This is a genomic window from Sphingobium sp. FG125, from assembly GCF_057809795.1.
In genome coordinates this window covers 39,984-65,951 of sequence record NZ_JBMDKQ010000017.1, presented here as the reverse complement: position 1 = coordinate 65,951, position 25,968 = coordinate 39,984, and the positions used below count along the sequence as shown (strand labels likewise).

Here is a 25,968-nt window from a genome sequence, read left to right as displayed (position 1 = left end):
ATTGCTCATGGCCTATAAGCTGCGATCGGGTGTCTCCTATGTATGGGTTGGATCTGCTCCGGTATTTCTGGATCTCGATCATAACCGATATTTCAAGATGTCATCCAGTGGTGCATCCGCACTTATGCGGCTGGAACAAGGTCAGATGGCAATGCCTGGCGACGCCGAGATATTGCTCGGATCCGGCCTCATTTCCGCTGCAGAATGCGCTTCGCCTGTTGGACCAACGGGGAATATGCCTGAAATCACTGGTTCTTATTTTGACCAGGCGAGGCCGCCGACCTTGAGGCATGTCATGGTTGCCATCATCGACCAGCTATGGGCTTTCGCCATGATACGCTGGGGCGGGCTGGCGGGCGCGGTAGCAAAGCTGGAACACCGGATACAGCAATCGCGTGGTCTTGAATGTCCCGATGATATTGGCCGTCTGGTCGGAGCCTACCGGCTCATTGACCTGATTCTTTCCGCCGAAAAGCGTTGCTTGGTGCGATCATTCGCGCTTGCCATATCCCTCACGAGATACCACGTAGGATTCAATCTCGTGATCGGCGTCCGTACGGGGCCGTTCGGTGCACATTGCTGGATTCAGAAAGACCAAATAAGCGTCAGCGACCACCGCGACAAGGCGCGTGAGTATGTGCCGGTGCTCATCCTATGAACCGCGCTCGCTATCTCATATTGTCCGGTCCCGACAATCTCGTCCGCATGCGCGCTAAGAAAGTCGCAGAGTTGGCCGGATTGAAGATGACTATCAATCGGCCAAATTTCCTACTGCTTGCCGATCAACCGGCGGCAGTTTTTGACCAGCCGCAAAGGACGGCGATCCCGCTGGGGTGGCTCTATCGCCGCGATGGCGCGAAGAAGCCAGTCGATCTCTTCGATCCTGCAGAAGCGCGGGACATATTCACCCCTGAAGGAGCGATCCATGCCAAAAAATATTGGGGTTCATACGTTGCGATCCTTCACGATGAGGATCACGACACCACCACGGTGGTGCGTGACCCTTCGGGGGGGATGCCATGTTACTATATGAAATCACAGGGCGTGACGGCAATTGGTTCAGATATGGCGTTGTTTCGTCAAGTCGGCCTTTTGGGCTCCGCCATCGATGATGAGCAACTGGGTCGTCATCTGTATTTCTCAAATTTGAGAACAAATCGGACATGCTTGGCTGAACTAAATGAAATTCCGGCGGGTTTTCAGTTGGACATTCAGCATGGGAAAAGCGAGCTGGCGCAACGGTGGAACCCTTGGGATTATGCCAAGAGACAGGAATATTATAGCGAACCGGCTGCAGCAATATCGGATCTGCGAGCGACACTGACCTTCACAATAGGGGCATGGGTCTCACGATTTCCGACGCTCGTCGTGGGATTATCAGGTGGACTTGATTCATCGATCGTAGCGGCGGCAGCCGTTCAGGCGGGGGCGAAGGTCACAGGCCTGACCCTTGTGACCGATGAAACTGCTGGCGATGAGCGCTATTATGCTCGCGCAATAGCAAAATTCCTCGACATCCCTATGGAGGAGGCGTTTTTCAGCGCCGACGATACCGATCTTGAAATGAGCCATGCAGCGCATTTGCCACGGCCGTTGGCCCGATCCTTTGCTCAGTCAGGAGACCAAGCCTACCTCGCTGTCGCCAGCGCGGTAAGTGCCGATGCATTTTTCACCGGGTCGGGTGGCGACAACGTGTTTTGCTTCCAGCAATCAGTCCTTCCGATCGCAGATCGGCTCCTCTCTGAAGGCGTTGGCCGAGGGGCATTGGTGACTGCTGCAGAAGTCGCTGAGATGGCAGAGACCAGCATCATACGCTGCGCGACCTTAGCTGCACGCCGCGCGTGGCTGCGCAAGCCGCACTATCGCTGGAAACCGAAGGCGGATTTGCTGAGTCGGGATTTTGTGAGCCGCTTAGGCGCGGAATTTTCGCATCCATGGCTTGAGGTGCCAATCGGTGAGCTGCCGGGCAAGGCAGCGCACATTGCTTATCTCATCCAGATACAAAACCATCTCGAGGGATTCAGAAGAGAAACGGTCCTGCCGATGATAAACCCCCTCATGTCTCAACCGATCGTAGAGACGTGCCTGCGCATTCCCTCCTGGTTCTTTTGCATGGGAGGAGAAAACAGATCGATCGCAAGAGCGGCGTTCGAGTCCCGTCTCCCTGACTCGATCCTTCACCGCAGAACGAAGGGCGGCCCCGATGGCTTCCTGCAACGACTGGTCGAACGTAATCGGAGCAAAATTAAAGATATGCTTCTGGGCGGACATCTTGCAGCGGCCAATATCCTCGATCGCTCAGCAGTGGACGCCGCAATCAAGCTGGAAGGAGACAGGCACAACCATATGCATTTCCGAATCCTCGAACTCGTTGATGCAGAAGCATGGGTAGCCGCGATGAAGGCGTCATGACGATATCCTATGGTGCCAAATTTTTTTGAGCCGCCATCGCCCGCCACCGATCATAGGTTGATTTCTTTTTAGCTGACGGGTCCTCCTCATGCTTCAGCCAGAATTTGAACCAGTCTATGTTCCTTTCATAGATAGCAAAACGGTGGGCAGGGCCGGTCTTGATATGGTTTTCATTCGGGAAAATATACAATTCCGTTGGGCGATTATTCGCCTTTAGGGTCCCGTAGCTCTCCATCGCCATCAAATATTCGTTGTCCGAAACCTGCATCAGGATTGGGAGATTGAATTTGTCGACGTTGCGTTCGATAGACGTGATTGACCAGAAATGCGTTTGATCATCGCTTAAAGATGGATACCCCATAGCGATAAGCTGCTTTGCCCATGCCGAGCCGCCGTAGATCTGCGTCGACTTCGGTTCCTGAAAGCCGGTCGAAATGGATGCGGCCGCGAACCGGCCAGGGGCGTTGACCAATGCAAATTGCACGGTCGAAACTCCGTCGCTCAAACCTGTGATACCTACACGATCGATATCAATGCCGCCGTGAGATTCAACCAAGGCGATGCCGTTCATCAGGGCGGAATGCACACTGCGTCGGTCATTCCAGTCGCGTTGATTGATGGTTCTTGCGTCCAGCGCTGTTCGGATCGAGCCATCCTTGACCGTCATATAATAGTCGGCAGGTCTCTGCAGGCTTAGGACTGCAAAACCCTGTTCAGCGAGTGGAAAAATCGGATATTCGTCTCCGACACCGCCACGCAAAAAGCCTCTTGTGAGATACTGGACCACAATCAGCGGGATTTTCGATCGGTTAGAATGCTTCTGCGGCAAGACCAAATCTCCGAAGCATTCGATGCCAATTGAATTTTTCCAGCGCAGGCGCTTTACTCCTCCCATCCGTAACCCGCGAAACGACGGATTGGGGTCGAATAAGATTGTTCTTGCGCCGCTATCGGAGTTGATACGAACGATCCGCCGCGGCTGATTGGACGCTTCGTGAAGGCAGATGAGCGTGTCAGAAGCCAACCGACAACCGGTGATAAGGTCTTCGGTCTTCAATATGGCCTTCGGGGCAGATTTCATATCCCAGCTATAGAATTGCAGCTCGCTATTGCCCCAGCCCGCGCGCCGGAGAAACAGCAGCCTTTTCGCTCCCTCAATCCACCACATATTCTGAATCCCGCTTGCACAAGCAGGATCATTGCAGCGCTCGCGGCGGCCATCAGCATGTTGAATCCACAGATCTGTGGGGGATGAAAGGCTGGTCCAATCCCGCCGCACTAGCTGAACCGCAAGGCCTCTGCTCCCCGGTACTGAGCGAAGAAGCCCCTTTGACGTGCGATAATCCGATCGTTCGGCGCGCTCGGAAATCTCTTCAATCGTCGCGAGACGCAAGTCAGCGCCGCTGGCCGTCAAAGATTGGAATCGGATCGGTATGGGGGCAGGGATGGAGGGACGGGCTGCCCTATCAGGTATGAAGCTGTCGTCATAAAGAAAGCCAGCGCGGCCTCGCTGATCGATATCAGCCTCTAATTTCGCTGCCTCTGGCTCGTTGCCAAACAATAGCCTTCCCGCAGACGTCCATCCGATCTCGCGAACGGCTGTTTCAGACGTCGTGGTAAAGACCACGCTTGCGCTATCGACCGATACGACACGGGCCTGCGGGATGCCGGAAACCAGTACCAGATATGCCAGATACTGGCCGTCTGGCGACCAGAGCGGATTGTTGATGAGGGACGTCCCGTTGGTTGTGCGGAACCCGCGAATGCTCTGCACGTCGTTGATGAGGCCGCGGGTCATGTCGAGGATTTTCAAAGGCTTCTGGCTTTGGGAATCGATGGTGACCAATGCCTGACAATAGTCATTCAGCGCCGGATCTGCCCGGCTGAGGACAAAAGCGACATGCTTGCCATCAGGTGATAGCGCCAACGGGCTTTTGGGCAGATCGGTGCCGAAGTTCGGCCCGATATCGCGCAGACCGATCAGATCGGTCGTTGTGACACCGCGATTGTCCGCATGCCCATTTGCATCATCGTCGATAAGATTACGGCAAACCAGCGGGGTTTCAGTGGCGGCTGCCTCTGCATGGGAAGCCGCCACGATTATGCCGGCGCATGTCGCCAGCAGGGCATAAAACTTCACGGCCCTTCACCAGGATTTCGAAATCGAAAAGCTGATATATCGACCCCATGGTGAGTAATTCGCAGAATCGTACGGCGCCTGACTGACCTGGGTTGTCGCAATCACAGATGGCTTGTTGTTGAAGATATTTTGTGCGGAAAGCGAGAGGTCCATGCCGCGAAAAACCGGCGTTGAACTGTCTATTTTCAGCCTGGCAGTCAGATCGAATGTGGTCATCGAAGCGACGTCATATGTCACCGTTGCGCGTCGATCTTCCACCCCACCGATATAGTTCAAGATCGGGGTTAGCCTGAATGGCCCGTGGTCCCATGTGAAGCCAGCGCTACCCCGCAGATGCGGTGGAAAGAATAAGGTGCCGGCCAATTCGGTATCGGGCTGCAAAGCGCTCAGGCGTTGTTGACTTTCAATATAGCTCGCATTTGCCCAGAAAGAGATGTCCCCCATTCTACCGACGTCGGCATGATGGCTTACACTGATATCGACGCCGTCGATTTTCTGACGTGCCGCATTGGCATATTGACTGTAAATGATCGCCCCCACTTTTGCAGGGTCCCAAGGACTGCTGGAATTGTTGAACAACAAGGCGCCGTCGAGCGCCGCATTGATCTCGTCAACGGCCGGGTTCACGCTTACAAGATCAGCATAAATCGGATTGCTGAGCGCCTGGGTGATGTAAGTGACTGGGGTCACGATCCGATTCCGATAGCGGATCGAATAATAGGTTATCTCAATCTTCGAATTGGGTGATATCGCGGGTTGAAGTATCGCTGATGCGGTCCAGTTCGTGGATCGTTCCGGTTTCAAATCAGGGTTTCCGCCGCCGCTGTACAGTCCCACTGTCCCTGTCGGAAAGCCAGTTCCGCCAAATACCCCAATATTGTAGACGCTTGCGCCGCGGACACTATGCAATTGGTAGAGAGTGGGCGCCTTGAACGACTTGCCCCACGAGAGCTTGAACATCACCCCATAGCCCGTCGATAACACCGCGCCGAGCTTCGGCGTCGCCACATCTCCTATTCCAGGATAGTCCTCGTAACGAACCGCGCCATTGAGAATGAGCGATTGGAGGAACGCGCTGCTATCGTCTGATCTGACTATCGGGGCGTTGATTTCGAGGAACCCATAACGGTTATCCTGACTTGCTCTGATGCTCTGGCCGTTTTCGACCAGGCGATTATAGGAATGAAGGAAGTTCTTACGATATCCACCGCCCAGTGCAGCTTTGATCGCACCTGCGCCGACATCCAACAACGTCCCTTGGGCGATGCCCTCGACACTGAATGCTTTGTTGCAATAACAGAGTTCGGTTCTCGTAAGAACGCTGTTCCAGTAATCATCGGACTTTGCGAGAGTTCGATCCTTGGCATAGACGCCCGAAAAATTCACCTTCCAAGAGTTGCCTACGTCCAGGCTGATATTGGGTGCCACGCTAATCGTTCTGGTGTCCGTTACTCGGCGCAATCCCTGTATTCGATAGTCTCCAGCTGCTGACGATCCAAATGCCCGATCTGTCGTGCGTTCGCCATACAAGCCATCGATGCTCAACGTCACGCCTGGCATGAGGTCCTGGTGGCCGCTAAACAATATATTATCGCGCTCGAATCCCGGATACAGGGTCAGACCCGGCGAGCGAACTGCTGCATATCCACGTTGACTTGATAGAATCGGCGTTGAGTGCCCGAAGTCATAGGCCAAGATGAAGCCGCCGGTGTTCCAGGTTGCGCCGCCGGTCACGCTATAATTCTGCTGTTCGTTCCCGCCATCGGTCGAAGCGCCCCAATAGGCGCGTGTTGTCAGTCCGCTATAGTCCTTGCGCAGGATGATATTGGCGACACCAGCTATGGCGTCGGAGCCATAAATGGCAGATGCTCCATCGGTTACAATTTCCATCCTTTCCACTGCAGCAAGAGGAATGGCCGAAATGTCGATCGACTGAACCGCTGTGTTGAATGCTAGTCGGTGGCCATTGAGCAGCGTGATGGTGGCATCGGAACCCAGACCACGCAGGTTGATTGATGTGCCTCCTCCCAAATTGCTGCCAATGCTTTCCGGTACATTCTGGCCAATTCCCGGATTTTGCCCCGCGCCTGAAGCAACCGGCAAAGCGCGGATCGCCTCGCCAAGGCTATTATATCCGTTGTCGAGCATCCTTTCGCGATTGATAACCTGTATTGGTGAAGGCGACGCGACGCCCGCAATCAGCGATCCTGTAACCACGATCTCGGTACTGGCGCTGTCCTGGCTCACCTCCTTAGCGACTTTTGAAAATCGCTCCCGGATGAGAATGGCTCCGTCGCGCTCGACAACTGTCCAAGATGTTCCCTTGAGAATGATTCCGACCGCTTCGAGCGCGGTATAAGTACCGTTGAGCGCGGGAGCCCGGCGTCCCTTGACCGCCTCTGTAGGAAAGATGATGTCTTGGCTGGCTAGGCTGCCGATAGCGCGTAATGCGGCGTCCAGATTTTGTTGGTCGAGGTTCCAGTTCAGCTTCTGTTCCGGTTCGGCCAACGAGGGCGTGGCCATACTCATCAGAGCCAGAGCGAAAACCGAACTGACCGACTGCCATCTAACCTTGCTCATCGTTGTCCCCTATATTTTCCGGCGTGGTTCAAAGCCGGTTCCATTGGGAGTAGCGACGAGCGGGTTGCGCCAATTATGATGGCATTCGACAATTTCCTTTCGACGGCGTGGGGCAGTGGCGCGCAAGATGAATGGAACTGGGGCTGCTCATGACGACTAAGCTCAGCATGTCTCCGAGATTTCGCGCCAGCCGTGCGCTATCAGAAATACGAAAACTTCCCGATACGCGAATATCCTCGATATCGGGTGCCTCGCTGACCAGCGGAATAGAAGCATAGCGGTTTACTTCTGCGAACAGATCCCCAAGGCGAACATTCGTGAAATTCCTCAAGCCATTGGGCCAGTCGCTGTCATTAACGTCCACCTCTGTGATCTTTGTGGGCCGGGCGATGGTATCATTCTCAAGTTCAACCTGCTCGCCAGGGATGAGTTGGACTGGCCGCTGGAGAAGCGCCACTTTGGCCGCGGTTTCGATCTCGACGTCAACAGCGCCTCTTACCAGCCGAACGACAACATGGTTGTCCGGCAGAAGGTCGATGTCGAATATCGTGCCTCGAGCTACAACCTTCCCGCGGCCGGCATGAACCGTGAAAGGCCTGCTCTCATGGGCGACGGTAAAGCGCGCGCGACCACGTAATAGTCGGAGGCTTCTTTGGGTATCGTCAAAATTCACCAGCACAAGGCTGTTTGTATCGAGCGTGACGACGGAGCCATCCTTAAGATGAAAGGATTTAATGTCGCCGGTGGCGGTAACAAGCGTTGCCACGGCCTGATCGGAGAACCGTGAAGCGTCTGTCGTGGCGAACTGGGTCGTTGGCTCGTCTCGAATGGGGGCACTCCGCGCCCAATGCGCGACAAGGGCTGTCGCTCCGAGCAAACCGACCAGTAGCAGGGCATATTTTGTTGCTTTCGTGCGAGACCGGTTTTGCCGGGTGTCGATGTCAAGCGCCTCGCTCATGGTCACGTCCGCATCTTCGGGCAATTCCTTCAACCGCTTGCCGATACTGTAGGCTTCGGCGATGCGGTTGTAGGCGGCACGGTGAAGCGCGCCACGCGCCAGCCACGCCTCGAAATCCTTTCGCTTGATCTGCGCTTCTTCCTGGTCGCGCATGATCGCGAACCAATCGGCGGCCTCCTCCCTAAGTTGGCCATGGCGACGCGGCGGCTCGGTGTCTTCCATCATTCCTGTTCCAGGGCTGCGTCGATATGGGCGAGGGCGCGGGCAACATGATATTGCACAGTCGGGATGGAAATTCCCATGTTTTGCGCGATCTGCCGGTAGGTCAACTCGTCGACACGATGTGCCAGGAAGATTTCCCGCGTTTTTTGAGGAAGCTCCTCAAGTGCGCGCCGGTAGACCCGCATCACGTCTTCGGCCTCGATGCGGACGGCCTGGTCCGGCGGTATCGCCAGTTCAAAGTCCTCGCCGATCGGCACGTGGAAGGCCGCGAGGCGTGTCTCGAGTCGTTTGTAGCGATCCAGTAGGAGATTTTGCGCGATGCGCTGGAGATACGCGGCTGGTCGGGGAAGCTCGGCTCTGGCCATGCACCCAATGAGGCGGAGAAAAGATTCCTGTACGAGATCACCTGCATCATCCCGCGAACGCAAGCGCGCCTGAAAATAGCGTCGCAGCCGCGGCGCCTCAGTTTCGTAGATATGCCGAATGTCACTGACATCCGGTCCGGCATTTTGCTGAGCAGCATCCTGGCTCATCCCGTGTGGGGCGTTGCAATTATTTGACGACATGAAATCACGGTTCCTCACAGCACGGCAAAGATCCCCTGGCCCAAGCCAGGCGTTATCTTGAGTGAGGTGAGCCGTATCGCTGTCGTAACAGAACAACGTCGGCGCTCGACCCGCATGTCGAGCTTCGAGATACCTACAGGACAATCCTGCGAGCGACTGCCATAGTCCTCTCGCATAGCGATCATGCCTTGGTATCGGCGTTCGATCAAGCCCGGTCGATTAACGTCCAGCCGGCATATGTGGCTGCCGTCGCTTGTGGGAGAAGTTCCAGCCGGTCTCCTCCATAGAGGCGTTAATTGACCGGAAAGCGCATCGCATATAGATATGTGGGTGGAGTTAGACATGCAGAAAGTTGATCAATTCGATTCGCTTGATCGTCGGCGCGAGAAGCAGCGCGCCCGCGAGCAGGATGATCACGACCTGAGATCTGGTGTCATCTCGCCCGAGGCATTGGGGCAGCGCAACGGCTTTTTCTCCGGCATCGATTTTTCGCGCGCCTCTGTGCGCCGTTCGCGGCGGGGCGCTGCCTGAGCGACAATCACTTAGATCCAGCCGCCGTTCTCGATATTGCTTCCCATCTTGTTCTGGAGGATGGCGCATTCGTCATCGGCGGACAGGCATTGAACCTCTGGGCGGAATTCTATTCCGCAGCGGAAGAGCTTCATCTCTACCGCCCATATACTTCCAAGGATATCGACTATTTTGGACGGCGTGAAGCCGCGCAAAAGTTGGCGCAAGCGCTCGGAGGCAAGCTGCTTATCCCAGGGATCGACAATCAGACACCCGAAACCGCGATCGTTGAGGCGGTGGTGGACGGGATAGCCATCCGTATTGATTTTCTGGGCCATGTCCTTGGCGTTAGGCCCAAGGAGCTGACGGCAGGCGTCGCCGAAATCATCGTGCCTTATGAGCGAGCTGGCTTTGCAGGGCAGGTTGCCATCCCTGTGATGAATCCACTTCACTGCCTGCAAAGTCGTATCGCCAATCTGCATATACTGAAACGACCAGATGATACCGCCCGACGGCAGGCTGCAGCAGCTCCCATCGTGCTGCAGGAATATATCAGTCACGCCCTGCGGGACGGCGATCATCGGGAGGCGACCCGTACCTTGCAAGGGCTGTTTCGTTTCCTCTCTCGAGATCCGTCAGGTCGGCAAGCGCACCGGTTGGCAGTCCGGGACCCCCTCGACGTCATGGTAGCGTTTGTGGATGATGACCGGATCGACGCCCGCTACCGCGAGAAGATATTGAAGCCTGCCATTGCGAAAATTGTGAGACAGCGATCGGCGTTTGGGCGTGCGATCGCTGGGCTCAGCTTCCGCCGGGAGAGATGATTGGCGTCAAGATTGGGGACCAGCGTCGCCCCGCAGCTACAAGTCTCACGATCTCCTTGTGCCGCTCAATACCATACTTTCTCTCCTTCGGCCATTGCCCTTCAATTGCTTATTTCACCGCGGCTTCCGCATCGATTTTCAACTTTGCGATGCGCCCAGAGCATACCTCATGCACAAGCTCTCCGAGTATCTGAATTCTGCCTTGAAGCCAGACGAGCTCTTCAGACGAAATCTCAAAATGCTTTGAATGTTGGCCCTTGCGATAGGCGTCCTTCAATTTTTGATACATGGCACGTTCCGCGTGCGTTGCGCGAGGCCAGGCATCAAAGAGCCGCCTGTCCAATCCTTCAGCCATGCCCCTGAGAAATACGATATTCGTACTGCGTGGAGCATAGAATGTGAGCGTTGTCAGAACGCATCGGTAAAGTTTTTCAGTCGCCTGGTGAAAATCAAACGCTGAATCGCTGAGCCAATTCCTACTTTGGCTTATCTCTGCGAGTGCAAAACGTCTCATCGCGGCTGGAAACAAATCTTCAAAAAATTCTTTGGCCATAAGATAAGCTTGATCAGGCGTCTTGGGCTTGGCTTCTGCCAGGGGTCGATCATCAGACTGGTAAAGGATCACGCCATCCTTGGCGATCTCGGTGAACAGAAGCCGCCCATGAGACAGGCCGTCATTCACCTGCTGCAACGTATGGACGATGAAGTTGACCGGCGTGCGGATGATTTTCTCGACTTGATGGGCGTCGAATAGGCGTTGCTCGGTCTCTTCCCAGTAGAGCACGCCGTCAGTCAATTCCTTCTGATTAACGATCACCAGGATGTCATAGTCGGAGGTGAACTGGTTGGCATCGAATGGTGCATCGACCCAATCGCCCCTGGCATAGGATCCGAAAAGGATGACCTTGAGAATCCGGGCGGACTTGCGTCGTCCCGTGGCTTCTTGTGTCGCCTCGCGAAATCCCTGGAAGAGGATCTCCACAACGCGATCGAGTTCGCGCTGCTTGGACATCGGAAGATGATTGAGGTCGGTCCGCATCAGTTCAATCTCTAATCCTGTTATCAACGCCCGCCATGCGGGTCACCGGACCCGTTCTACCACGACACCAAAGTCGAGTGTCTCCCATGCCCGGTCAGCCGTCACTGCAATCGCTTCCCTACATAGTGCCAGCGCCAGACAGGAACGAGCACCAAGAGACAAGCCGATACTGCGCGTATCGCTGTGCAATTTCCCGCCGACGTCAGCCTGGTTTCGATCGACCGGTACGACGTCGATGTCCAGCGCTGCCAGCATCGGCTGCGCCTCTGCAAAATCGACACCTTGATCCGCAAGCATTGCCAACACCTCATGGTAGTTTACCGCCGACACCAGAGCACCGCTCAATCTCTTCTCCACCTGATCCGAGCCGGGTTCGCCAAATAGGAGACATAAAAGCGCCGATGCATCAAGAGCATACACGGCATTGGGCCTTTTGTCAGTCACGTGCAGCCTCGGCTCGCCGCTCGGCGATCAACGCCTCGGAGACGAGGCCCTCATTCGGCGCGTAGGCGCGTAATCGTTCCTGCGCCTGTCGCAAGGCCGTGCGCGCTGGCCGCATACGAACTTCCTCACCAGTGAGTTCGAAGAGAACCGTATCGCCACTCTGCAAACCCAGAGAGCGGCGGATATCGGCGGGAAGGCCTATACGCCCCCCTGCAATGACCTTGCCTCGCAGGACAGTCATGGCACATCTTTCCTCGATGGTGCCGATGTGGCGGCTATATCTTATTGGGCTATCCGGTATCACGCTATTGTCAGGCGTAAATGCGGAGATCTCGTCGCCGAGGTTGATGCAATGTCCGATCAGGATATCGATCGCTTCCTCCAGCGCCTGTTTCGTCAGGTCAGCCAGTTTCAGATCGGTGCATCGGCCATCGACGGGGTCAGCCCCACGGACCAGCGCGCCGAACTCCTCCAGGCGCGTCGAGCGACGATGCGCTGTTGATGATGCATGGTCCGTGGAAAGACACGCCTGATAAATTCTTTCACCCTCGATCTCGGCAAGATAGACTTGGAGCAAAGAACCCAGATAGGGACTGGACGATAATTTGCGCCCCATCTTCTTAAGGATTGCAGCTTGCATTTTCAGGATGGTTCGGCACGCGATTGCCCGGCAGGATAGAGGCCAGCTGCCTCGATCCCGAATCTGCGCCGATATGTTCGACGCGGGCATCATCCATGACTTCCGATGGAGCGAAGGGAAGACCACTCTTGCGTCCATCCTCTGCCGGGCATGTCTGAAAGAAGGCCGGTGCCCGTCATAAATAGCCCGCCATTCGAAAGCTCGTCGTGCCTTTTCGCGCTACGACCAGATGATCATGGACGATGACGCTGAGGCTGGATGCCGCCTTGGCGATCCTTTCGGTTAAATCCCGATCTGCCAGGGATGGCCTCGAGCAACCGGAGGGATGATTGTGGACGAGGAGAATCGCTGTTGCCTCCAAGTCCAGGCAGCGTTTCAGGATTTCGCGGGGCCAGGCCTGAACGGCTGATACCGTTCCAACGCCCATTACCTCGTCCGCTATCAACTCGTTGCCCGCATTAAGAAACAGAACCCGAAACCGCTCGATCGGGTCATAGGCCATTTGCGCCCTCAAATAATCGAGCAAAGACTGATCGTTGGATAATATGGGCCGCTGCATCAGGGGAGCCCTCAGCATCTGTGTCATCGTACGCCGGAAGCTCAGGAAGGTTTGCTCGACCTGGATCGAACCATCCAGCAATTCGATCCTTGCCGCCGAGCGTGCTGAGACAGCCTCGCCAAGAGAGCCAAATCGGGTAAAGAGGCGTTCTGAAAGTTCCTGCGCGCGATCAGGGCAGGTAAGGCCGATCAGTTCTTCCAGGGCGCGTCGACACCCAGATGCGTCAATCGCATCTGGTGCCGCCAGGTGGCGATGATCAGGCCCAGTTGGGCGAACCAACTCCATACCGCCAGCGCCTGCATGTAGGCACGGGGAACCACAGCTGGTGCAACCATCAGCGCTACATGAATGACGACTTCGGCACCCAACATCCCGGCGATCCAGATCGGCCAGAAACGGGTGCTCCGAATTGATAGCCATAGGAAAGTGCCCAATATCAGCAAATCAATGATCAGGATGCCGGCTTCGACCCCCTGAAACCGGATTCCGAAAGGCGACGCGACAAACACAGTCAGGCTTGCGCCGCATAAAAGCGTGGCCGCACCGATACGTTCGGGTTGGCCGCCCTTTATGAAGGCATAGGCGCTGCTCAGAAGCAGAAGAGCCAGAAACAGGGCTTGTCGCGTCATGACGTAGAGGAACGACAAAAGTCCCGATCCGTCAATTTCTCTCGACGAAAGCATCACACCGCTCGGAGATGCTGTCCCTGGGCGGGCGACCCTGCCCGTGCCACCTTGAGAAGGTCGCCATAGCTGGTCTCCGGCAATCCCATTGCGTCACTGGCATGTTTGAGATTGGCGTGCGTGGTGACGATCTTCTCGCGGGTCTCCGCAACGAGCAGCATCGCCGAGGCGGAGCTTTGGATGGCGTCCTGGCCGATCATGGCCGATAGGCGGGCATCCAGCCGCGCGAGCGGCAACGCCGCGTTGAGTTCGGCGATACGCGCGGCTGCGATGTCGATGGCCTCTTCGGCAGCGAACAAACGCTCGGCAACATGTTTGGCGACGGATTGGCGTTGAGCACGCATGGTTTCTCCTTCCCGCCCATCAGGGCAGGCTATGGTGATGGATTTGAGGATTTGTCGCTCTATTTTGCCACGAGGTCGTTGAGTACCAACAGGAGAGATATTCCGGCCCCTACGGCAAAGAGCATCATGGGAGTGAGGATCGCGAAGGCGATCAGGGTGGAGGGTCCATTCAGGTCATTGCGTTGCCTCCCGGCTAAGCGGAGTGGTACAATGTCGAGCAAGGAGGAGGGCTGTTTGCGAACGCCATATGGGCGTTGTCCTTCTGCGAACAGATCCTTGAGTTCCTCGTGCGTCGGCCGTGCGTCCGCCTTGGTTTCGATGGACGCATTTGACTCGCAATTGGCGCCGCCGGGAATAGTCATTGGATAGGGGGGTATAATCTGCCCCCCCTTGCCAGCCTCCCAATCCACGAAAAGCTGGGCTGCTTTCCATCGAGACACGTTCCCAAGTATCTGCCGGGTTTCGAGAATATGATTGTTCACCGTATGAGGGGACAGGTTCAGGACCCGCCCGATCTCTTTAGACGATAAGCCTTTGGCGGCTTCTCGCAGGCAGTCGCCCTTGCGCGTGCTGAGCCGTTCAAGCCGGTCCGAATAGTCTTCCTCGTTCAAGGGCGTGCCCCTTCGCCAGTTCATGGCAACCGGAAGCGGCGTCCTCTCCAACCATATCATCCGAGTTTATTTTGCCGTCAGTATCCGGTTGCAGCCATTCTGTTTCAAACAAAAACCTTTCGAAGGCATAATCGTTCTGCATCCTGTTTAACAGATTGTTTTGCAAGCAATCCGAGCCGGTCACGCTACGAGCATGACACCAGAGGTTCATGCCTTGCGATATCCTTCTCGGTTCACCAGCCCACCCCATGGCAGCCGGACACAAGTCGTCCGAAGGGGCGTTGCTTTGCAGCCATCGAGCCTCCGGAAGGAGGAAGGGGACGAGGTGAGCGGAGGAAACCAGAGGGAACCGGTTGCCATGCCAAATTCTAAAGTCCTTGCTCTGCTGCAAGACATCAAAACATATCTTGTGACCGGAGGCTGGCCGCCGTCACGCCGTCGGCGCCGCGCGCATCTGCTTGGGCGTCTCGATGCCATTGCAGCGCTATTGGACGCAGGCGCGCATCCAGCAGTCGCAGTCGCCATGACCAGACTGGAAGGCGCGCCGGTCCTGCGCATCGACGCAGACGAGGCCTATATCGAGGAGACGCCTGAAGGCGTGTGGGTCAGTGGATGGATATGGGTGGAGCAGCAAGCCTTGGCGTCCTGCGATGCCATGCGAATGATGAAGTTGCGCAACGCGATTGCGGATTTGCCGCAGCAAACGCGCGCCGTTTTCCTTGCCCATTGCGTCGAGGGTTCTGCCTACCCGGCGATAGCCCGCAGGCTGAGTCTCGAAGTTGCTGAGGTCCAGCGCGAACTGGCGTCGGCGCTTTTGATACTTTCGCAGGCCCTCGACGAGACATGAAGGATCATTCGCCAGGGCGGCTGACAACGATGAAACCTCTTGAACTGGAATTTGAGGGCGAAGCCCTTTGCCGAAAGCTAGGCGGAACATGGCAAATGGATCGCGGTCTGTGCCTGTGTCCGGCCCATGATGACCATAATCCCAGCCTGTCGATCCGCGTTGGCGAGCGCGCATTGCTCTTCAAATGTTTTGCGGGTTGCGACAGGAGAGACGTCCTGCGGGCGATCCGGCATTTACGCCTGCCCCATTCGGAGCGACACATTTCCGATTTGTCGCGCAACGTGCCCTCGCCTCACGCGGGTGCAGGGCCAGCCCTACGCATATGGAACGCATCCGCATCCCTCGTGGGCACGCCTGCGCAAAGCTACCTGTCTGGGCGCCTGCTCACGCCGCCCTGGCATGATCTGCGCTATAATCCACGCACGCCGCTGGGACGAGGCACCCGCGCGCTGTTCCGGCCCGCTATGATTGCCGCCGTACGGGAGCGGCGGCAGATCGTTGCCGTTCACCGCACCTTTCTTGATGCCGCAACCGCCACCAAAGCAAAGGATCTTGCCGATCCCCGCATGATGCTCGGACGTCCGGGGCGCGGCGCGGCACAACTCATGCCTCCCGGCCCTGTGCTCGGCCTCGCCGAAGGCATCGAGACCGCGCTGGCGGCGATGCAACTGCACAAGATCCCGGTATGGGCGATCCTCGGGACAGAACGGGCCGGACATATCCTGCTACCCGAATGGCTCGAACGCCTCGTCCTGCTGTTCGACCGGGATGAGGCTGGATGGAAAGCCAACAAAAATGCGCGCCTCGCCTATGAGCGTCCTGGCCTTAAGATCATCAGCGCGTGGCCGCCGCCGCCCAATAATGATTGGGCCGATGTGCTGGAAGGGCAGTCACGCGCTGCCTGATTACCATGATGCGGCTCCGCTGCCCTGCACCTGTCGGCAGCAGGGCAGCGATATAGGTCAGCCGTTCAGGCGATCCTTGATCGCCTTGGCGGGCGTGAACGTCAGCTTCTTCGACGCCTTGATGGCGATGGTTTCGCCGGTGGCCGGATTGCGGCCTTCGCGCGCTGCAACGTCCTTAACCTTGAACTTGCCGAACCCGTTCAGCGAAATCTCGTCGCCTTTGGCCGCCGCGTCGGCGATGACCCCAAACAGGGCATCGACGAGTTTGCGTGCGTCAGCCTTGGTCAGTCCATGATCGGCGGTGAGCGCTTCAGCCAGCTCGGAATTGTTCATAAACGTCCTCCTGAAATTATGCAGCAGCCGTGTCTAGCGGCACGGCACCGTGCCGTCACGCCTCAAAACGGCGCAAACGAAAGGAGAGGGGGAAGGAAGCAAATGCGCGGTTCGATGTGCGAACCGCAGCTTTTGCGGAGTTTGTTGCATGACCAAGCCATCCATCCTCGTCCCGGCAACCCATCTTACCAAGTCGCCCGTCAATGTGCGCAAGCGGACCGATCCGCGCGCTGACGCTGAACTCGAAGCCAGCATCGCCGGGCATGGCCTTATCCAGAATCTCGTCGGGGTGCCGGTCTCCCGTAAGAAAGGTCATTATCGCATCACGGCCGGTGGCCGCCGCCTCGATGCGATCCATCGCCTGATCGAGAAGGGAACGCTGCCTGCCGATTATGAGGTTCCCGTCCTTGTTCTTGCCAAAGCGAAGGACGGCCGCGAAATCAGCCTTGCTGAAAATTACGACCGGCTACAGATGTCGCCTGCCGAAGATTGCCTTGCATTTCGTGATCTTATCGAGGTCGAGGGCCGCAGCACGGCGGAGATCGCGAAGCGCTTCGGCATCGAGGAACGCTTTGTCGTTGGGCGCCTGCGTCTCGCGAACCTCGCTCAGCCGATCTTCGATGCGCTCGAGGCTGACGAGATCACGCTCGATGTAGCCAAGGCCTATGCGACGACCGCCGACACCGCCCGTCAGACGGCGATCTGGGAGTCGCTGCGAAGCAGCTATTCCCGCGACAATGTGAATGAAATCCGGCGGGCGCTCAATGGCTACAGCTATCGCGCAACCGATCCCAAGGCCCTGCTGGTCGGGCGGGATTCCTATATCGCGGCAGGTGGCCGTGTCGAGGACGCGGACCTGTTCTCCACTGCAGCCGACGAGCGCTGGATCGACACCCATGTTCTCGATGATCTGGCGGAGACGAAACTTGCCGCGCAGGCCGAGGCACTGCGTGAGCGCGAAGGCCTGGGGGAAGTGCGCATCGTCACCGGTGCGCGGATCCCCTATATGGAAACCTATGCGCTGCAACCGCTGACCGGCGTGGCCGAACCGCTCACGCAGGAGCAGGAAGCGCGTAAACTGGAGATTGAGGAGGAGATTGCCGAGATCGAACTGCTTGCCGAAAACGAGGCCTATGAGCCGGAAGAGGATGAGGAACAGCGCTATGCTGCCCTCCAGGCGGAACTCACGGCGATCGTAGAGCGCGAGGTTGTGATCGATCCTGAGCAGAAAGCGACCGCTCTTGGCTATGTGGTACTCGGCCAAGACGGCACGCCGCAAATCCATCATCAACTCTATATCGCGCCGGTGTCTGACGAGGAGAGCGGCGAGGCCGATGATGACGGCGACGAGGGCGACGATAATGCCAGCGTTGAAACGCAGGAGAACGATACCGCCGATGACGCTCGCCCGGTAATGAGCCAGCGCCTTCGCGAAATGTTGGCGATGATGAAGGCTGAGCTTCTTGCGGTCCACGTCGCCAGTGATCCCGCGTTCGCGTTAGATCTGGGCACCTTCATCATGGTTGATCGTGAATCCCGCCTGGCGTCCTTCGACATGCCGAGCGATCTGCGGGCCTCGGTGCCTTCCCGTCTCTTGCCCGACTTCAAGCCGGAAACAGCGGCGGCGGGTGAATGGACGAAGCTCGACGAGGCGCTTGATCGGAGCTGGCTCCACCACCAGGCCGTTCCAGATCGTTACGACGCCTTCTGTGCGCTGCCCGACGATGCACGTGCGGCCTGGCTCGGATGGGCGATCGCGCGCACGCTTCATGCCGTTCCTGCCGGACGACGCGAGGCAGGTTTTCTCGATCATCTGGGTCGCAAGCTCGGTATCAATGTCGCGGCCTGGTGGCGGCCGACGGCGCTCACCTATTTCGACAAGCTGACCAAGCCTGGCATCCTCGCCTTGTTCGAGGAGATTGGCGGACTGGAGTTGCGGGTACGCTATTCCGGGTCGAAGAAGCACGATCTGGCCGCCTCGGCCGAGCGACTGTTCGGTGGCGATGTCATCATCGAGCCCGAAATCCAGGAACGGGCGCTCGCCTGGCTACCCGATGAAATGCGGTTCGCTGCGCCGGAAAGCGGCGAAGAGCCGACCTCGCCCGACAATAGCGGGCACGACCTGGCGGACATGGTGAACAAGGAAGGTGGCAACGAAGGCGACCAAAGCTTCGCGCAAGCCGCCTGACACGGCCGGGGGCAGGACTTCGTTCGTGCCCCCGGCTTCGGCCTTGGATTGAACTGAACAACGGTCTAAAATGAGCTGCTGCTCTTAATCGCCAGGGATAATGGCCTATGCATATTTCCATATCTGATGCGGCAGGCCAACTCATCGACCTTGTTCGGCGCTCGGAAGCAGGGGAAGAAATCATCCTGACCCGTGAGGGGCACGCTGCTGTCCGTCTTGTTCCGGTCAATTTGCCTACTGACAGGGCCAGCCGCCGCGTTTTGCTGGAAGAGATGCGCTTGGCCGCCACAGCCAAGACGACAACCGGCCCCAATGCGGCAAATAGCCAGGACTTTCTTTATGGCGATGAGGGCATGCCCGGATGATTGCGGTCGGCACGTGAAAGAGCGAACGTGTCTGCTGCTTTTGTCGGAGACGATTTCAGCCGGGGCGGATGTCGATCGCCGTTTAACTTCATCGGGTTGACGGGTTTGGAAGCGCGTACAGGAAGACCCAGCTGACGGTCATGCCGCGCCCGCAGTTGTCCGCGATCATTTAGTTCAAACCGCAGCACTTCTTATACTTGGCGCCCGACCCGCAGGGACATGGATCGTTACGCCCCGTCTTTTCGCGCTTGATGGTGACCGGTCGGTAGGGGTCATTTTCAATCCGCCACTGGTGCAGCATCTCGACCCAAATCGGGATCAGGTCAGGTGCTTCCCGATCCCATTGGTCTTCCGCAGTGAGAGTCAGCTTTTTCGTACCATCGGCAAACGAGCGAAGTTCGCGAATACCCTCGATCGCGGCGCGGCAACCGGGATCATCGTCATTGAGGACACGCTGCCAGCCCGAAGGGGCGAGATCCATCGCCTGTCCGAAACCCTCGATCCACAATTCCCACAATGTCTCGTCCGACCGTGTGTCGATCTCCAGCACCGGTTCGAAGCTGCCCTGCTGACCCAGGCAGGCCAGGATGACATGATAATGGTGCATGATGAGGTCTGTGAAATGCTGGAAACCGCCCAAGTTGGTGAAATCCAGCATGCCCGTACCGTCTTCGCCGACCCAGATCATCTTCAGCCATTGGCTTGGTGCAAGCAGGTCGGGACTGACAAGGATTCCGGTCAGGAACCCGTCCAGTTGCGACAGCAGCATGCAATTCTCGCCTTGATCAAGCAGCAGCCGGTCGAGTTCGCCGAGATAGTCGAGTGGAATAGCCATGCTCTTCCATAGCCTCGAGCCGATCCCCCGTCACCGGGTCTGATCTATCCTTCCTGCAGAATCAGGGGCCTGAATGAAGGAGAGCGGGAAGGGGAGAGCCGGATCGGGTCGGTTCCTCCCGTAGCGTAGTGCCGCCTGGAAAATTCTCGCTTCCCATTTGAGACGAACCGAGGGTTGGCCGCCGGCACCATAGTCGACGTGCAGCCGCACCCTCGCTGAGCCCCGCAATCCTAGTCCAACAATCCAGCCCGTGCCCGGTGCACCCGGCTGCGTGGAGTCACGTCCATGGCACAATTCCAAATCCTGTCTCCCTATTCGGCTTCCGACTGGCGGCCGGTAACAATCGAATTCAACTATGCACCACATGGCGATCAGCAATATCTGTGGTCGAGCTTTGAAGATGCGCAAGCCGCTCTGCAGCGGCTTGTCGAGCGCGCGCCTGATGTCGGGTTTCGCGTCGCGCTTGTCGGCGCGGAGGTTGGCGACCTCGACTGGCAGATCCGCGAGAAGCTGCGCTTTGCCGACGATACGTATCTACCGACACCCTGGCACGACGAACTTTGGTATCAGTCGAAGCATGAGGCGCATTTTTGCCATGTGTCCATGGAGCAAGCGGGTAAAATCGCATTTACCGAAAATGCCGCAAAAGGGGCAATGGATCGCCAACTGGTGATGTCGCCGGGTCGCTACCTCAACCGCTTCTTCTGCGAGCATCTGGACAACAACGCGATCGAAGGCTGGTGCGCGAGGCTGTCCGTCCAATTACAGGAGGACACGCTCAAGATAACCCAGGACGCAGACGAGATCGAAGAGGTCTACGCCGGCGGCCCCAGCAGCTGCATGGCACATACTGCGTGCGACTTTGGTAGCTCATGTCATCCGACACGCGTTTATGCCGGGCCGGACACAGCCCTCGCTTATATTGGATCGCGCGAGGACGCCAAAGCCCGCAGCGTCATTTGGCCAAGCCGTAAAATCTACACCAGAATCTATGGAGATGTCTCCCGTCTGAAGCTATTGCTTGAGGGCGCCGGCTACACCGAAGGCAGCCTGAACGGCGCTCGCATCCGACGCATTGAGGATGATGACCATTTTGTCGTTCCGTATATCGACGCAGGTGGCGACCTTGCCGATGACGGCGAATATCTCGTTATCGGCCACGGTAGTATCTCTTGTGAGAGTACGACCGGGCTGGCAAACGACCCTTGGTATTGTCCGCATTGCGACAGTGACGGCAGCCCTTATGATTCAGTATATCTCAGTGGCGGTGGATATGAGGAATGGTGCTACAGTTGCTTCCACAACCACAGCACCTTCTGTGAGCATAACGAGTGCCACTATAGCGACGACGAAAACTTCATCACCGTCTATGCGGATGACAGTTCGCATAGCATAATTGAAGAAGATGCAGTGGCGTTCGGCGCCGTCTATCTCGAAGATCGCTGCCAATGGTGGATCAGCCGTTGCTGCCGCCAATGCGATGGCTCCGGCGGTTGGTTCCACGCAGAGGACCTTACCGAATATCATGGCGAATGGCTGTCCGACGACCATCTTCCCGAGCCGCTTGACGATGACGACACCTATTGCGCCAATGCGCATATCCTTGCTTACCGCCAGTTCCACGATGAAATGGCAGCGATCCATGCAGACGTCGCCAAGTGGCAGGCCGCTGGCGAGCGCGCCCGAGCCGCAAGGCTAGAGTGTGAGCGAGACGAGGCAGCGCGCCTTCGTCGCGAAGCGCTCCTGCACGATGTCGATAAGCCGCAAGATCGTGCGTGCTCGCAGGGCGCGGATCACCCACCGCCTCGCATTGCCGGAAATAGCTTTCCCACTATCGCGATGACAGCGCCGCTCTACAGCGCCGCCGCTTCCCAAGCAGGAGCCTGATCCCATGACCTATGATCATGTCGCAGGCCGGACCGGCCTGCTCGAAATCCTGTCGTGGGCACGTCCTCATAACAGCCCCATCGAACGCGCCTTCTGCCAGGAATATCTCGATCGGGTTCCTGGTATGAAGGCCGATGCCTTCGGCAACCGGATACTGACCATCGGGGATAGACCTCGGGTGATGTGGAGTTGCCATGTCGATACTGCCGCTGCACGCGGCGGACAGCAGGACGTAGGCATTGATGAACTCGATATCGCCAGCTTGTGTAAGGGCAAGGCCGGCATGTCGCTCGGTGCCGACGATGGGGCCGGAATATGGATCATGCTCAACATGATCGCGGCAGGCCGCCCCGGCCTTTACCTGTTCCATCGCGGCGAAGAGCAAGGCTGCCTCGGATCGCACTGGATTGCGCGCAATACGCCGGATCTGCTGAAGGATATCGATGCAGCAATCGCCTTCGACCGTGCCGGCCTTAGCGACGTGATCACCCATCAGAGTTACGGGCGAACATGCTCGGACGCTTTTGCTGCTAGCCTGGCGTCCGCGCTCAACGGCCTCAACCCAGGCTTCCGCTATCGGCCTGACGATACGGGGGTCTATACTGATACCAACGAATATGCGGGCATTGTCCCTGAATGCACCAACCTGTCGGTGGGCTATCATGACCAGCATGGGCCGAGGGAAACGCTTAACGTCGACCATTGCGAGAAGCTGCTCGCCGCCATGTTGCAACTCGACGCTTCCCTGTTGGTGATCAAGCGCGATCCCTCGCTACAGGACGATGATCGCTGGGGTTGGCACGAAACGTATTGCGGCCAAGCTGGCGACCTCACGGATGCGGTGGCGGAAAATCCGCAATTGGCCGCCCGGATGCTGGAGCAGTGCGGCGTCACGCTGGACGACTTCCGGATAATTGCTTGGGAGGATGAGATGAACGATGAAACAGGCTATCGCCCACTCATGGTATCATGATGTCTGCCGCTGGCTGGCGGAATATCCCAAAGAACAATCATCGCCTCGCATGCGTGATCAGATTTGCCTTAATGCTGTTGAGGCGCTCCTTCACCAACGAACAGACGAGGTGCGGCTTGTTATGGCGCACCTCGTCCAGGATATCATTCCGTCGGCGCTGGTGCTGCTACCTTAGCAGCGCCTTTGTCCTGCGCAGATGCGCGTTGCCTTGCGGCTTTCGGCTTAGCGGTTGTCGCGGCCTTTGGCGTTGCGGCCTTTCCAGTTGTCCTTTTCCCGGTGGCTGGCTTGGCAGGTTTGGCCTTTGCAGGCTCCGCTACTGCGGGTTCCACCGGCTCCTTTAGGGCTGCTGTCTGGGCCTTCGCAGTTCTAACGCCCAGCTTCTTCCTGGCAGGCTTTATTGTCGCGGCCTCCGCTTTCGCGGGCACAGTCGCAGGTTTCGGCTTTGGCTCAGACGCCACGATTTCGGCCTGTTCGCTGGGTTTGGCAGCGGCCGCCTTGCCGCGGCCGCGCTTGGGCTTTGCTTCCGTCGTACTTACCGGCGCGACTTCGACAACTGGTGCTGGCTCTACCACGGGTGATGCTTCCACTACCGGAACCGCATCCTGTGCTTTCGCGCCAACCCGCCGTCCAAGGCCGAGCTTTTGCGCGACGGTGCGCCGCTGTTCCGAATAGGCAGGCGCGACCAGGGGATAATCCTTGGGAAGATTATAGCGCTCGCGATATTCGGCGGGTGTCAGCCCGTTGACTGCCAGATGCCGCTTGAGGGTCTTGTACGGCTTGCCATCAAGCATACTGATGATGTGCTCGCGCGAGCTCAGGCTCTTGCGGATCGATACAGCAGGAACATGGTCGGGTGCCGCCGGCACTTCCACGTCGGCCTTCCGTTCGAGCGCGCCGCGGGTCGCTTCGATGATGCCCGCGATGTCGCCGGCTGGAACCTGATTGTTGGAAAAATAGGCGCTTAGTAACTGCACCGTCATTGCGGTGAAATCAGGCTGCTCGGTATCGGCCACGAAAGGACTCCTGGTTGAGGAACGAATGGAGGATGCCGGTTATCGCCGGACTGGAACTGCGCTGTAGCTAAGCGGGAATCTGCAGCTCATGCAAGACGGGAATGAGTGACGGTCATACGGTCCGGTAAAGGGGAGGGGGTAGGAATGGGGAGACCGACTGGAGTCCAGTAACTACGAAAGGCGTGTCATGGCCTACCGTGTATCCGCGCATATCATGATAGGCGGTGTGCTTCCCCGCTCACAATATCCCGTTCTCGTTCAGGCGATCGGTAACGAAAATGCGGCTATCGATTGGGACGGAACGCCCTTCGATCCCGCCTGCCTTCCCGTAAATGATCCTCTCACCTTGAAGGATCACGAAGTGGCCAATGGATGCTTCGGGAGAATCGAATTATGCTGTCGACGTCTTGGCCTTCAATATGTCCGATGGTCAGGCGGATATGCAGGAAGCTTCCCCTCCGTGCGCGTCATATACGGGGGCCATGGCGAACCGCGACACTATCTGACGACTGAAGATGACCAGCAGCTCTTTTCGATCGAACGCATTCGGGAACTGGGAAGCATCGTGGCAATCGAAAATGACTACCAGCTTGCACGCCAGAACCCGCTGATGCTCGTCGATGAAGAACCGATCGATGAAACAATGATGGAGCCGGTCCATGGCTGACCATTATGTCCAAGCTTCCTTCGCGTTCACCTGCACGGCCTGGGAAGGTGCGTTGATCGAGGAGGCGTGGCAGCACGCGTCCGACCTGCTGGGTGATTTTTCCCCGGGGGAGCCGAGCGCTGAATTCCTCGCCGCCTTCATGCCGACCGATCTCGCCAATCCGTTCAATGGCCTCCTTGAGATTTTCGATGATCCGGACTTCCCGCATTTCGGGGCCGAGATCGAGATTGCAGGAGCAGCCGAGTGCATCGTCGCCATTTATGGCACGACCGACTTCCAGCCAGGTCCGATTGCAGAACTCATCCGACGCTGTTGCCAGGAGAGCTTGCAGGCCGCGCCTGTCGGGTTCGACTGGAGCTATGGCTGTTCGCGCCCACGTCGCGACAGTTTTGGTGGAGGATGGTGCGCGATATTTGCCGATCATGTCGAATTTGCCAGCACCCAGGAGGAACTGGCGCGCCGGTTGGTCCGATCTGCAGTGACGCCATCGGTGGAACCGCTTGATCCATGGATCGACTATCCACAATATCCCTCTGCCGATTGGCAGACCGAGGTCGCCAAGGGCGACACGCGTCTTGGCTATCTCGACTGGGTTCTCGCCCGAACGGAAGCAGACCACAGCGTGCCTCCCTCAATGGAAGTGCCGTCGGCCTGACGCACCCGCCCCTCCAAATCTGATCGAGCCATAAGGATGACATCATGACCGACGCTAACGCGCCGGGCGCGTCCGCGCGCCTGTATAGCCAGACCGACCATGACGAACGCGGCAATTTCCATTATGAAGGCGATCTCTACCGCGCCGACGAAGCGTTGTCATCGCTCGCCTCCCGGATCGAACGCCATCTCGCCCAGCATTTTACTGGCACCAGCTTTGCGATCCGCACCGAGACATTTGCGGGCGGACGCAAGGTCATCGCGGAAATCCTCGATACCCCGGACGACCTCACCGGCCGTGAAGCGCAGGACGCTTTTATTGGCGAGGTGCGCGATCAGATGGAACGGTTCGGCTTTACGCGAACCAATCCCTTGCAGGATTTCTGGTCATGCAGTTTCTACGGTGAGGTCCGCATCGGCCAGGCCTATTGGACGGCTTTGGCAAAACGTCAGGGTATCCGCAATCCCGTCGATACGGTCCTATCATTAGGGGCGTTCAAGAAGCGCGTAAAAGCAGGTGATCGGCTGAGGCTTCTGGACGCACCGTCTGGTCATCGACTGCTTGGTACGACCCGCGACATCACCAAAGTGCGCTCGGGCGACCTGATCCTCGAAGGTCGTTCCTACCTGTCCTTTCCCAGGGCCTCCGCCTTCGCCTGCGACGGCCGTCTGATCCGGATCGCCATCGGCTCGCAATATGGTCCTGACGATCATCTTCTCTACGAATGGCTAAGGGCTTCCTGAGCGCCATTTCCTCTCCGCCCAAACG

Annotated in this window: 27 protein-coding genes; 13 read left to right on the top strand and 14 right to left on the bottom strand. The window is 57.5% G+C overall.

What is annotated here, in order from left to right:
- Nucleotides 1-7 precede the first annotated feature (7 nt).
- Nucleotides 8-658, top strand: coding sequence for a lasso peptide biosynthesis B2 protein (locus ACODSR_RS15640; RefSeq protein WP_489077571.1), 651 nt, complete (start codon nt 8-10; stop codon nt 656-658).
- Nucleotides 655-2,412 carry an asparagine synthase-related protein gene (locus tag ACODSR_RS15635; RefSeq protein ID WP_489077570.1) on the top strand — a complete coding sequence of 586 codons (1,758 nt, stop codon included), beginning with the start codon at nt 655-657 and terminating at the stop codon, nt 2,410-2,412. Before ACODSR_RS15640 ends, ACODSR_RS15635 begins: the two co-directional genes overlap by 4 nt.
- Nucleotides 2,413-2,419: 7 nt before the next feature.
- Here the strand turns inward: ACODSR_RS15635 and ACODSR_RS15630 are convergent, their stop codons facing one another.
- The 4 genes from ACODSR_RS15630 to ACODSR_RS15615 all read right to left on the bottom strand — a co-directional run bounded on the left by ACODSR_RS15630 (nt 2,420) and on the right by ACODSR_RS15615 (nt 8,878).
- Entirely contained in the window at nt 2,420-4,552 is a 2,133-nt protein-coding gene (locus tag ACODSR_RS15630) for an Atxe2 family lasso peptide isopeptidase (protein ID WP_489077569.1), read from the bottom strand.
- A 6-nt stretch (nt 4,553-4,558) separates the two neighbouring features.
- Entirely contained in the window at nt 4,559-7,132 is a 2,574-nt protein-coding gene (locus ACODSR_RS15625; protein WP_489077568.1) for a TonB-dependent receptor domain-containing protein, read from the bottom strand.
- A 73-nt stretch (nt 7,133-7,205) separates the two neighbouring features.
- Nucleotides 7,206-8,315 carry a FecR family protein gene (locus ACODSR_RS15620; RefSeq protein WP_489077567.1) on the bottom strand — a complete coding sequence of 370 codons (1,110 nt, stop codon included), beginning with the start codon at nt 8,313-8,315 and terminating at the stop codon, nt 7,206-7,208.
- Nucleotides 8,312-8,878, bottom strand: a complete 567-nt coding sequence (locus ACODSR_RS15615; RefSeq protein WP_145206701.1) for an RNA polymerase sigma factor — start codon at nt 8,876-8,878, stop codon at nt 8,312-8,314. The genes ACODSR_RS15620 and ACODSR_RS15615 overlap by 4 nt, the downstream gene beginning before the upstream one ends.
- A 342-nt stretch (nt 8,879-9,220) precedes the next feature.
- On the opposite strand from ACODSR_RS15615, the gene ACODSR_RS15610 reads away from it, so the two are divergent.
- Together ACODSR_RS15610 and ACODSR_RS15605 are read left to right on the top strand one after the other, a co-directional pair.
- Nucleotides 9,221-9,409 (top strand): hypothetical protein, encoded by a 189-nt coding sequence (locus ACODSR_RS15610; RefSeq protein ID WP_145206702.1) that lies wholly within the window; start codon nt 9,221-9,223, stop codon nt 9,407-9,409.
- A gap of 89 nt (nt 9,410-9,498) precedes the next feature.
- The gene (locus ACODSR_RS15605; protein ID WP_489077566.1) at nt 9,499-10,212 is read left to right on the top strand and encodes a hypothetical protein; all 714 of its coding nucleotides are present in this window, start codon (nt 9,499-9,501) and stop codon (nt 10,210-10,212) included.
- Nucleotides 10,213-10,321: 109 nt separating this feature from the next.
- On the opposite strand, the gene ACODSR_RS15600 is transcribed toward ACODSR_RS15605, so the two are convergent.
- The 7 genes from ACODSR_RS15600 to ACODSR_RS15570 form a co-directional block, all read right to left on the bottom strand.
- Entirely contained in the window at nt 10,322-11,251 is a 930-nt protein-coding gene (locus ACODSR_RS15600; protein WP_019052716.1) for a nucleotidyltransferase domain-containing protein, read from the bottom strand.
- A 42-nt stretch (nt 11,252-11,293) separates the two neighbouring features.
- Nucleotides 11,294-11,695: a type II toxin-antitoxin system VapC family toxin gene (locus ACODSR_RS15595; protein WP_489077565.1), complete on the bottom strand. Its 402-nt coding sequence runs from the start codon at nt 11,693-11,695 to the stop codon at nt 11,294-11,296.
- Nucleotides 11,688-12,335, bottom strand: coding sequence for an AbrB/MazE/SpoVT family DNA-binding domain-containing protein (locus tag ACODSR_RS15590; protein ID WP_489077564.1), 648 nt, complete (start codon nt 12,333-12,335; stop codon nt 11,688-11,690). The genes ACODSR_RS15595 and ACODSR_RS15590 overlap by 8 nt, the downstream gene beginning before the upstream one ends.
- Before the next feature lie 175 nt (nt 12,336-12,510).
- Nucleotides 12,511-13,179 carry a JAB domain-containing protein gene (locus tag ACODSR_RS15585; RefSeq protein ID WP_489077563.1) on the bottom strand — a complete coding sequence of 223 codons (669 nt, stop codon included), beginning with the start codon at nt 13,177-13,179 and terminating at the stop codon, nt 12,511-12,513.
- Nucleotides 13,083-13,541, bottom strand: a complete 459-nt coding sequence (locus ACODSR_RS15580) for a hypothetical protein (RefSeq protein ID WP_489077562.1) — start codon at nt 13,539-13,541, stop codon at nt 13,083-13,085. The genes ACODSR_RS15585 and ACODSR_RS15580 overlap by 97 nt, the downstream gene beginning before the upstream one ends.
- 35 nt (nt 13,542-13,576) lie before the next feature.
- Entirely contained in the window at nt 13,577-13,921 is a 345-nt protein-coding gene (locus tag ACODSR_RS15575) for a hypothetical protein (protein WP_019052721.1), read from the bottom strand.
- Between the two features lie 59 nt (nt 13,922-13,980).
- Nucleotides 13,981-14,532: a helix-turn-helix domain-containing protein gene (locus ACODSR_RS15570; RefSeq protein WP_489077561.1), complete on the bottom strand. Its 552-nt coding sequence runs from the start codon at nt 14,530-14,532 to the stop codon at nt 13,981-13,983.
- 523 nt (nt 14,533-15,055) lie between these two features.
- Between ACODSR_RS15570 and ACODSR_RS15565 the strand changes: the two genes are divergently transcribed.
- The gene (locus ACODSR_RS15565) at nt 15,056-15,379 is read left to right on the top strand and encodes a sigma factor-like helix-turn-helix DNA-binding protein (protein ID WP_157410144.1); all 324 of its coding nucleotides are present in this window, start codon (nt 15,056-15,058) and stop codon (nt 15,377-15,379) included.
- A 95-nt stretch (nt 15,380-15,474) separates the two neighbouring features.
- The gene (locus ACODSR_RS15560) at nt 15,475-16,284 is read left to right on the top strand and encodes a DUF7146 domain-containing protein (RefSeq protein WP_489077560.1); all 810 of its coding nucleotides are present in this window, start codon (nt 15,475-15,477) and stop codon (nt 16,282-16,284) included.
- A gap of 57 nt (nt 16,285-16,341) precedes the next feature.
- Here the strand turns inward: ACODSR_RS15560 and ACODSR_RS15555 are convergent, their stop codons facing one another.
- Nucleotides 16,342-16,617: an HU family DNA-binding protein gene (locus tag ACODSR_RS15555; protein ID WP_489077559.1), complete on the bottom strand. Its 276-nt coding sequence runs from the start codon at nt 16,615-16,617 to the stop codon at nt 16,342-16,344.
- Nucleotides 16,618-16,765: 148 nt separating this feature from the next.
- Between ACODSR_RS15555 and ACODSR_RS15550 the strand changes: the two genes are divergently transcribed.
- Both ACODSR_RS15550 and ACODSR_RS15545 read left to right on the top strand, forming a co-directional pair.
- Nucleotides 16,766-18,805 (top strand): ParB/RepB/Spo0J family partition protein, encoded by a 2,040-nt coding sequence (locus ACODSR_RS15550; RefSeq protein ID WP_489077558.1) that lies wholly within the window; start codon nt 16,766-16,768, stop codon nt 18,803-18,805.
- 107 nt (nt 18,806-18,912) lie between these two features.
- Nucleotides 18,913-19,170, top strand: a complete 258-nt coding sequence (locus tag ACODSR_RS15545) for a type II toxin-antitoxin system Phd/YefM family antitoxin (protein ID WP_489077557.1) — start codon at nt 18,913-18,915, stop codon at nt 19,168-19,170.
- Between the two features lie 169 nt (nt 19,171-19,339).
- On the opposite strand, the gene ACODSR_RS15540 is transcribed toward ACODSR_RS15545, so the two are convergent.
- A complete protein-coding gene (locus tag ACODSR_RS15540) occupies nt 19,340-20,005 on the bottom strand; it encodes a UPF0149 family protein (protein WP_489077556.1) in 666 nt (221 codons plus the stop codon).
- A 285-nt stretch (nt 20,006-20,290) separates the two neighbouring features.
- Between ACODSR_RS15540 and ACODSR_RS15535 the strand changes: the two genes are divergently transcribed.
- Both ACODSR_RS15535 and ACODSR_RS15530 read left to right on the top strand, forming a co-directional pair.
- The gene (locus ACODSR_RS15535) at nt 20,291-21,892 is read left to right on the top strand and encodes a hypothetical protein (protein ID WP_489077555.1); all 1,602 of its coding nucleotides are present in this window, start codon (nt 20,291-20,293) and stop codon (nt 21,890-21,892) included.
- Between the two features lie 4 nt (nt 21,893-21,896).
- Nucleotides 21,897-22,865 carry a M28 family peptidase gene (locus ACODSR_RS15530; RefSeq protein ID WP_489077554.1) on the top strand — a complete coding sequence of 323 codons (969 nt, stop codon included), beginning with the start codon at nt 21,897-21,899 and terminating at the stop codon, nt 22,863-22,865.
- Between the two features lie 143 nt (nt 22,866-23,008).
- Here ACODSR_RS15530 and ACODSR_RS15525 read toward each other — a convergent pair whose 3' ends face one another.
- The gene (locus ACODSR_RS15525; protein WP_489077553.1) at nt 23,009-23,878 is read right to left on the bottom strand and encodes a Ros/MucR family transcriptional regulator; all 870 of its coding nucleotides are present in this window, start codon (nt 23,876-23,878) and stop codon (nt 23,009-23,011) included.
- A gap of 187 nt (nt 23,879-24,065) precedes the next feature.
- Here ACODSR_RS15525 and ACODSR_RS15520 point away from each other — a divergent pair, with 187 nt between their 5' ends.
- Genes ACODSR_RS15520 through ACODSR_RS15510 form a run of 3 tightly spaced genes read left to right on the top strand, consistent with a single transcriptional unit; the run spans nt 24,066 to nt 25,943 of the window.
- On the top strand, nt 24,066-24,545 hold the full coding sequence (locus ACODSR_RS15520; RefSeq protein ID WP_489077552.1) for a hypothetical protein: 480 nt from the start codon (nt 24,066-24,068) through the stop codon (nt 24,543-24,545).
- A complete protein-coding gene (locus ACODSR_RS15515; RefSeq protein WP_489077551.1) occupies nt 24,538-25,200 on the top strand; it encodes a hypothetical protein in 663 nt (220 codons plus the stop codon). Before ACODSR_RS15520 ends, ACODSR_RS15515 begins: the two co-directional genes overlap by 8 nt.
- 44 nt (nt 25,201-25,244) lie before the next feature.
- Nucleotides 25,245-25,943 carry a hypothetical protein gene (locus tag ACODSR_RS15510; RefSeq protein WP_489077550.1) on the top strand — a complete coding sequence of 233 codons (699 nt, stop codon included), beginning with the start codon at nt 25,245-25,247 and terminating at the stop codon, nt 25,941-25,943.
- Nucleotides 25,944-25,968: the final 25 nt, after the last annotated feature.

Bases quoted from the DNA above. Each gene is read 5' to 3' on its own strand.
- ACODSR_RS15515 (WP_489077551.1), top strand. From the start codon at position 24,538: ATGGCTGACCATTATGTCCAAGCTTCCTTCGCGTTCACCTGCACGGCC.
- ACODSR_RS15610 (WP_145206702.1), top strand. From the start codon at position 9,221: ATGCAGAAAGTTGATCAATTCGATTCGCTTGATCGTCGGCGCGAGAAG.
- ACODSR_RS15585 (WP_489077563.1), bottom strand. From the start codon at position 13,179: ATGGAGTTGGTTCGCCCAACTGGGCCTGATCATCGCCACCTGGCGGCA.
- ACODSR_RS15520 (WP_489077552.1), top strand. From the start codon at position 24,066: ATGGCCTACCGTGTATCCGCGCATATCATGATAGGCGGTGTGCTTCCC.
- ACODSR_RS15565 (WP_157410144.1), top strand. From the start codon at position 15,056: ATGACCAGACTGGAAGGCGCGCCGGTCCTGCGCATCGACGCAGACGAG.
- ACODSR_RS15530 (WP_489077554.1), top strand. From the start codon at position 21,897: ATGACCTATGATCATGTCGCAGGCCGGACCGGCCTGCTCGAAATCCTG.
- ACODSR_RS15545 (WP_489077557.1), top strand. From the start codon at position 18,913: ATGCATATTTCCATATCTGATGCGGCAGGCCAACTCATCGACCTTGTT.
- ACODSR_RS15550 (WP_489077558.1), top strand. From the start codon at position 16,766: ATGACCAAGCCATCCATCCTCGTCCCGGCAACCCATCTTACCAAGTCG.
- ACODSR_RS15615 (WP_145206701.1), bottom strand. From the start codon at position 8,878: ATGTCGTCAAATAATTGCAACGCCCCACACGGGATGAGCCAGGATGCT.
- ACODSR_RS15555 (WP_489077559.1), bottom strand. From the start codon at position 16,617: ATGAACAATTCCGAGCTGGCTGAAGCGCTCACCGCCGATCATGGACTG.
- ACODSR_RS15590 (WP_489077564.1), bottom strand. From the start codon at position 12,335: ATGCAAGCTGCAATCCTTAAGAAGATGGGGCGCAAATTATCGTCCAGT.
- ACODSR_RS15510 (WP_489077550.1), top strand. From the start codon at position 25,245: ATGACCGACGCTAACGCGCCGGGCGCGTCCGCGCGCCTGTATAGCCAG.
- ACODSR_RS15560 (WP_489077560.1), top strand. From the start codon at position 15,475: ATGGATCGCGGTCTGTGCCTGTGTCCGGCCCATGATGACCATAATCCC.
- ACODSR_RS15535 (WP_489077555.1), top strand. From the start codon at position 20,291: ATGGCACAATTCCAAATCCTGTCTCCCTATTCGGCTTCCGACTGGCGG.
- ACODSR_RS15620 (WP_489077567.1), bottom strand. From the start codon at position 8,315: ATGATGGAAGACACCGAGCCGCCGCGTCGCCATGGCCAACTTAGGGAG.
- ACODSR_RS15540 (WP_489077556.1), bottom strand. From the start codon at position 20,005: ATGGCTATTCCACTCGACTATCTCGGCGAACTCGACCGGCTGCTGCTT.
- ACODSR_RS15575 (WP_019052721.1), bottom strand. From the start codon at position 13,921: ATGCGTGCTCAACGCCAATCCGTCGCCAAACATGTTGCCGAGCGTTTG.
- ACODSR_RS15640 (WP_489077571.1), top strand. From the start codon at position 8: ATGGCCTATAAGCTGCGATCGGGTGTCTCCTATGTATGGGTTGGATCT.
- ACODSR_RS15625 (WP_489077568.1), bottom strand. From the start codon at position 7,132: ATGAGCAAGGTTAGATGGCAGTCGGTCAGTTCGGTTTTCGCTCTGGCT.
- ACODSR_RS15635 (WP_489077570.1), top strand. From the start codon at position 655: ATGAACCGCGCTCGCTATCTCATATTGTCCGGTCCCGACAATCTCGTC.
- ACODSR_RS15600 (WP_019052716.1), bottom strand. From the start codon at position 11,251: ATGCGGACCGACCTCAATCATCTTCCGATGTCCAAGCAGCGCGAACTC.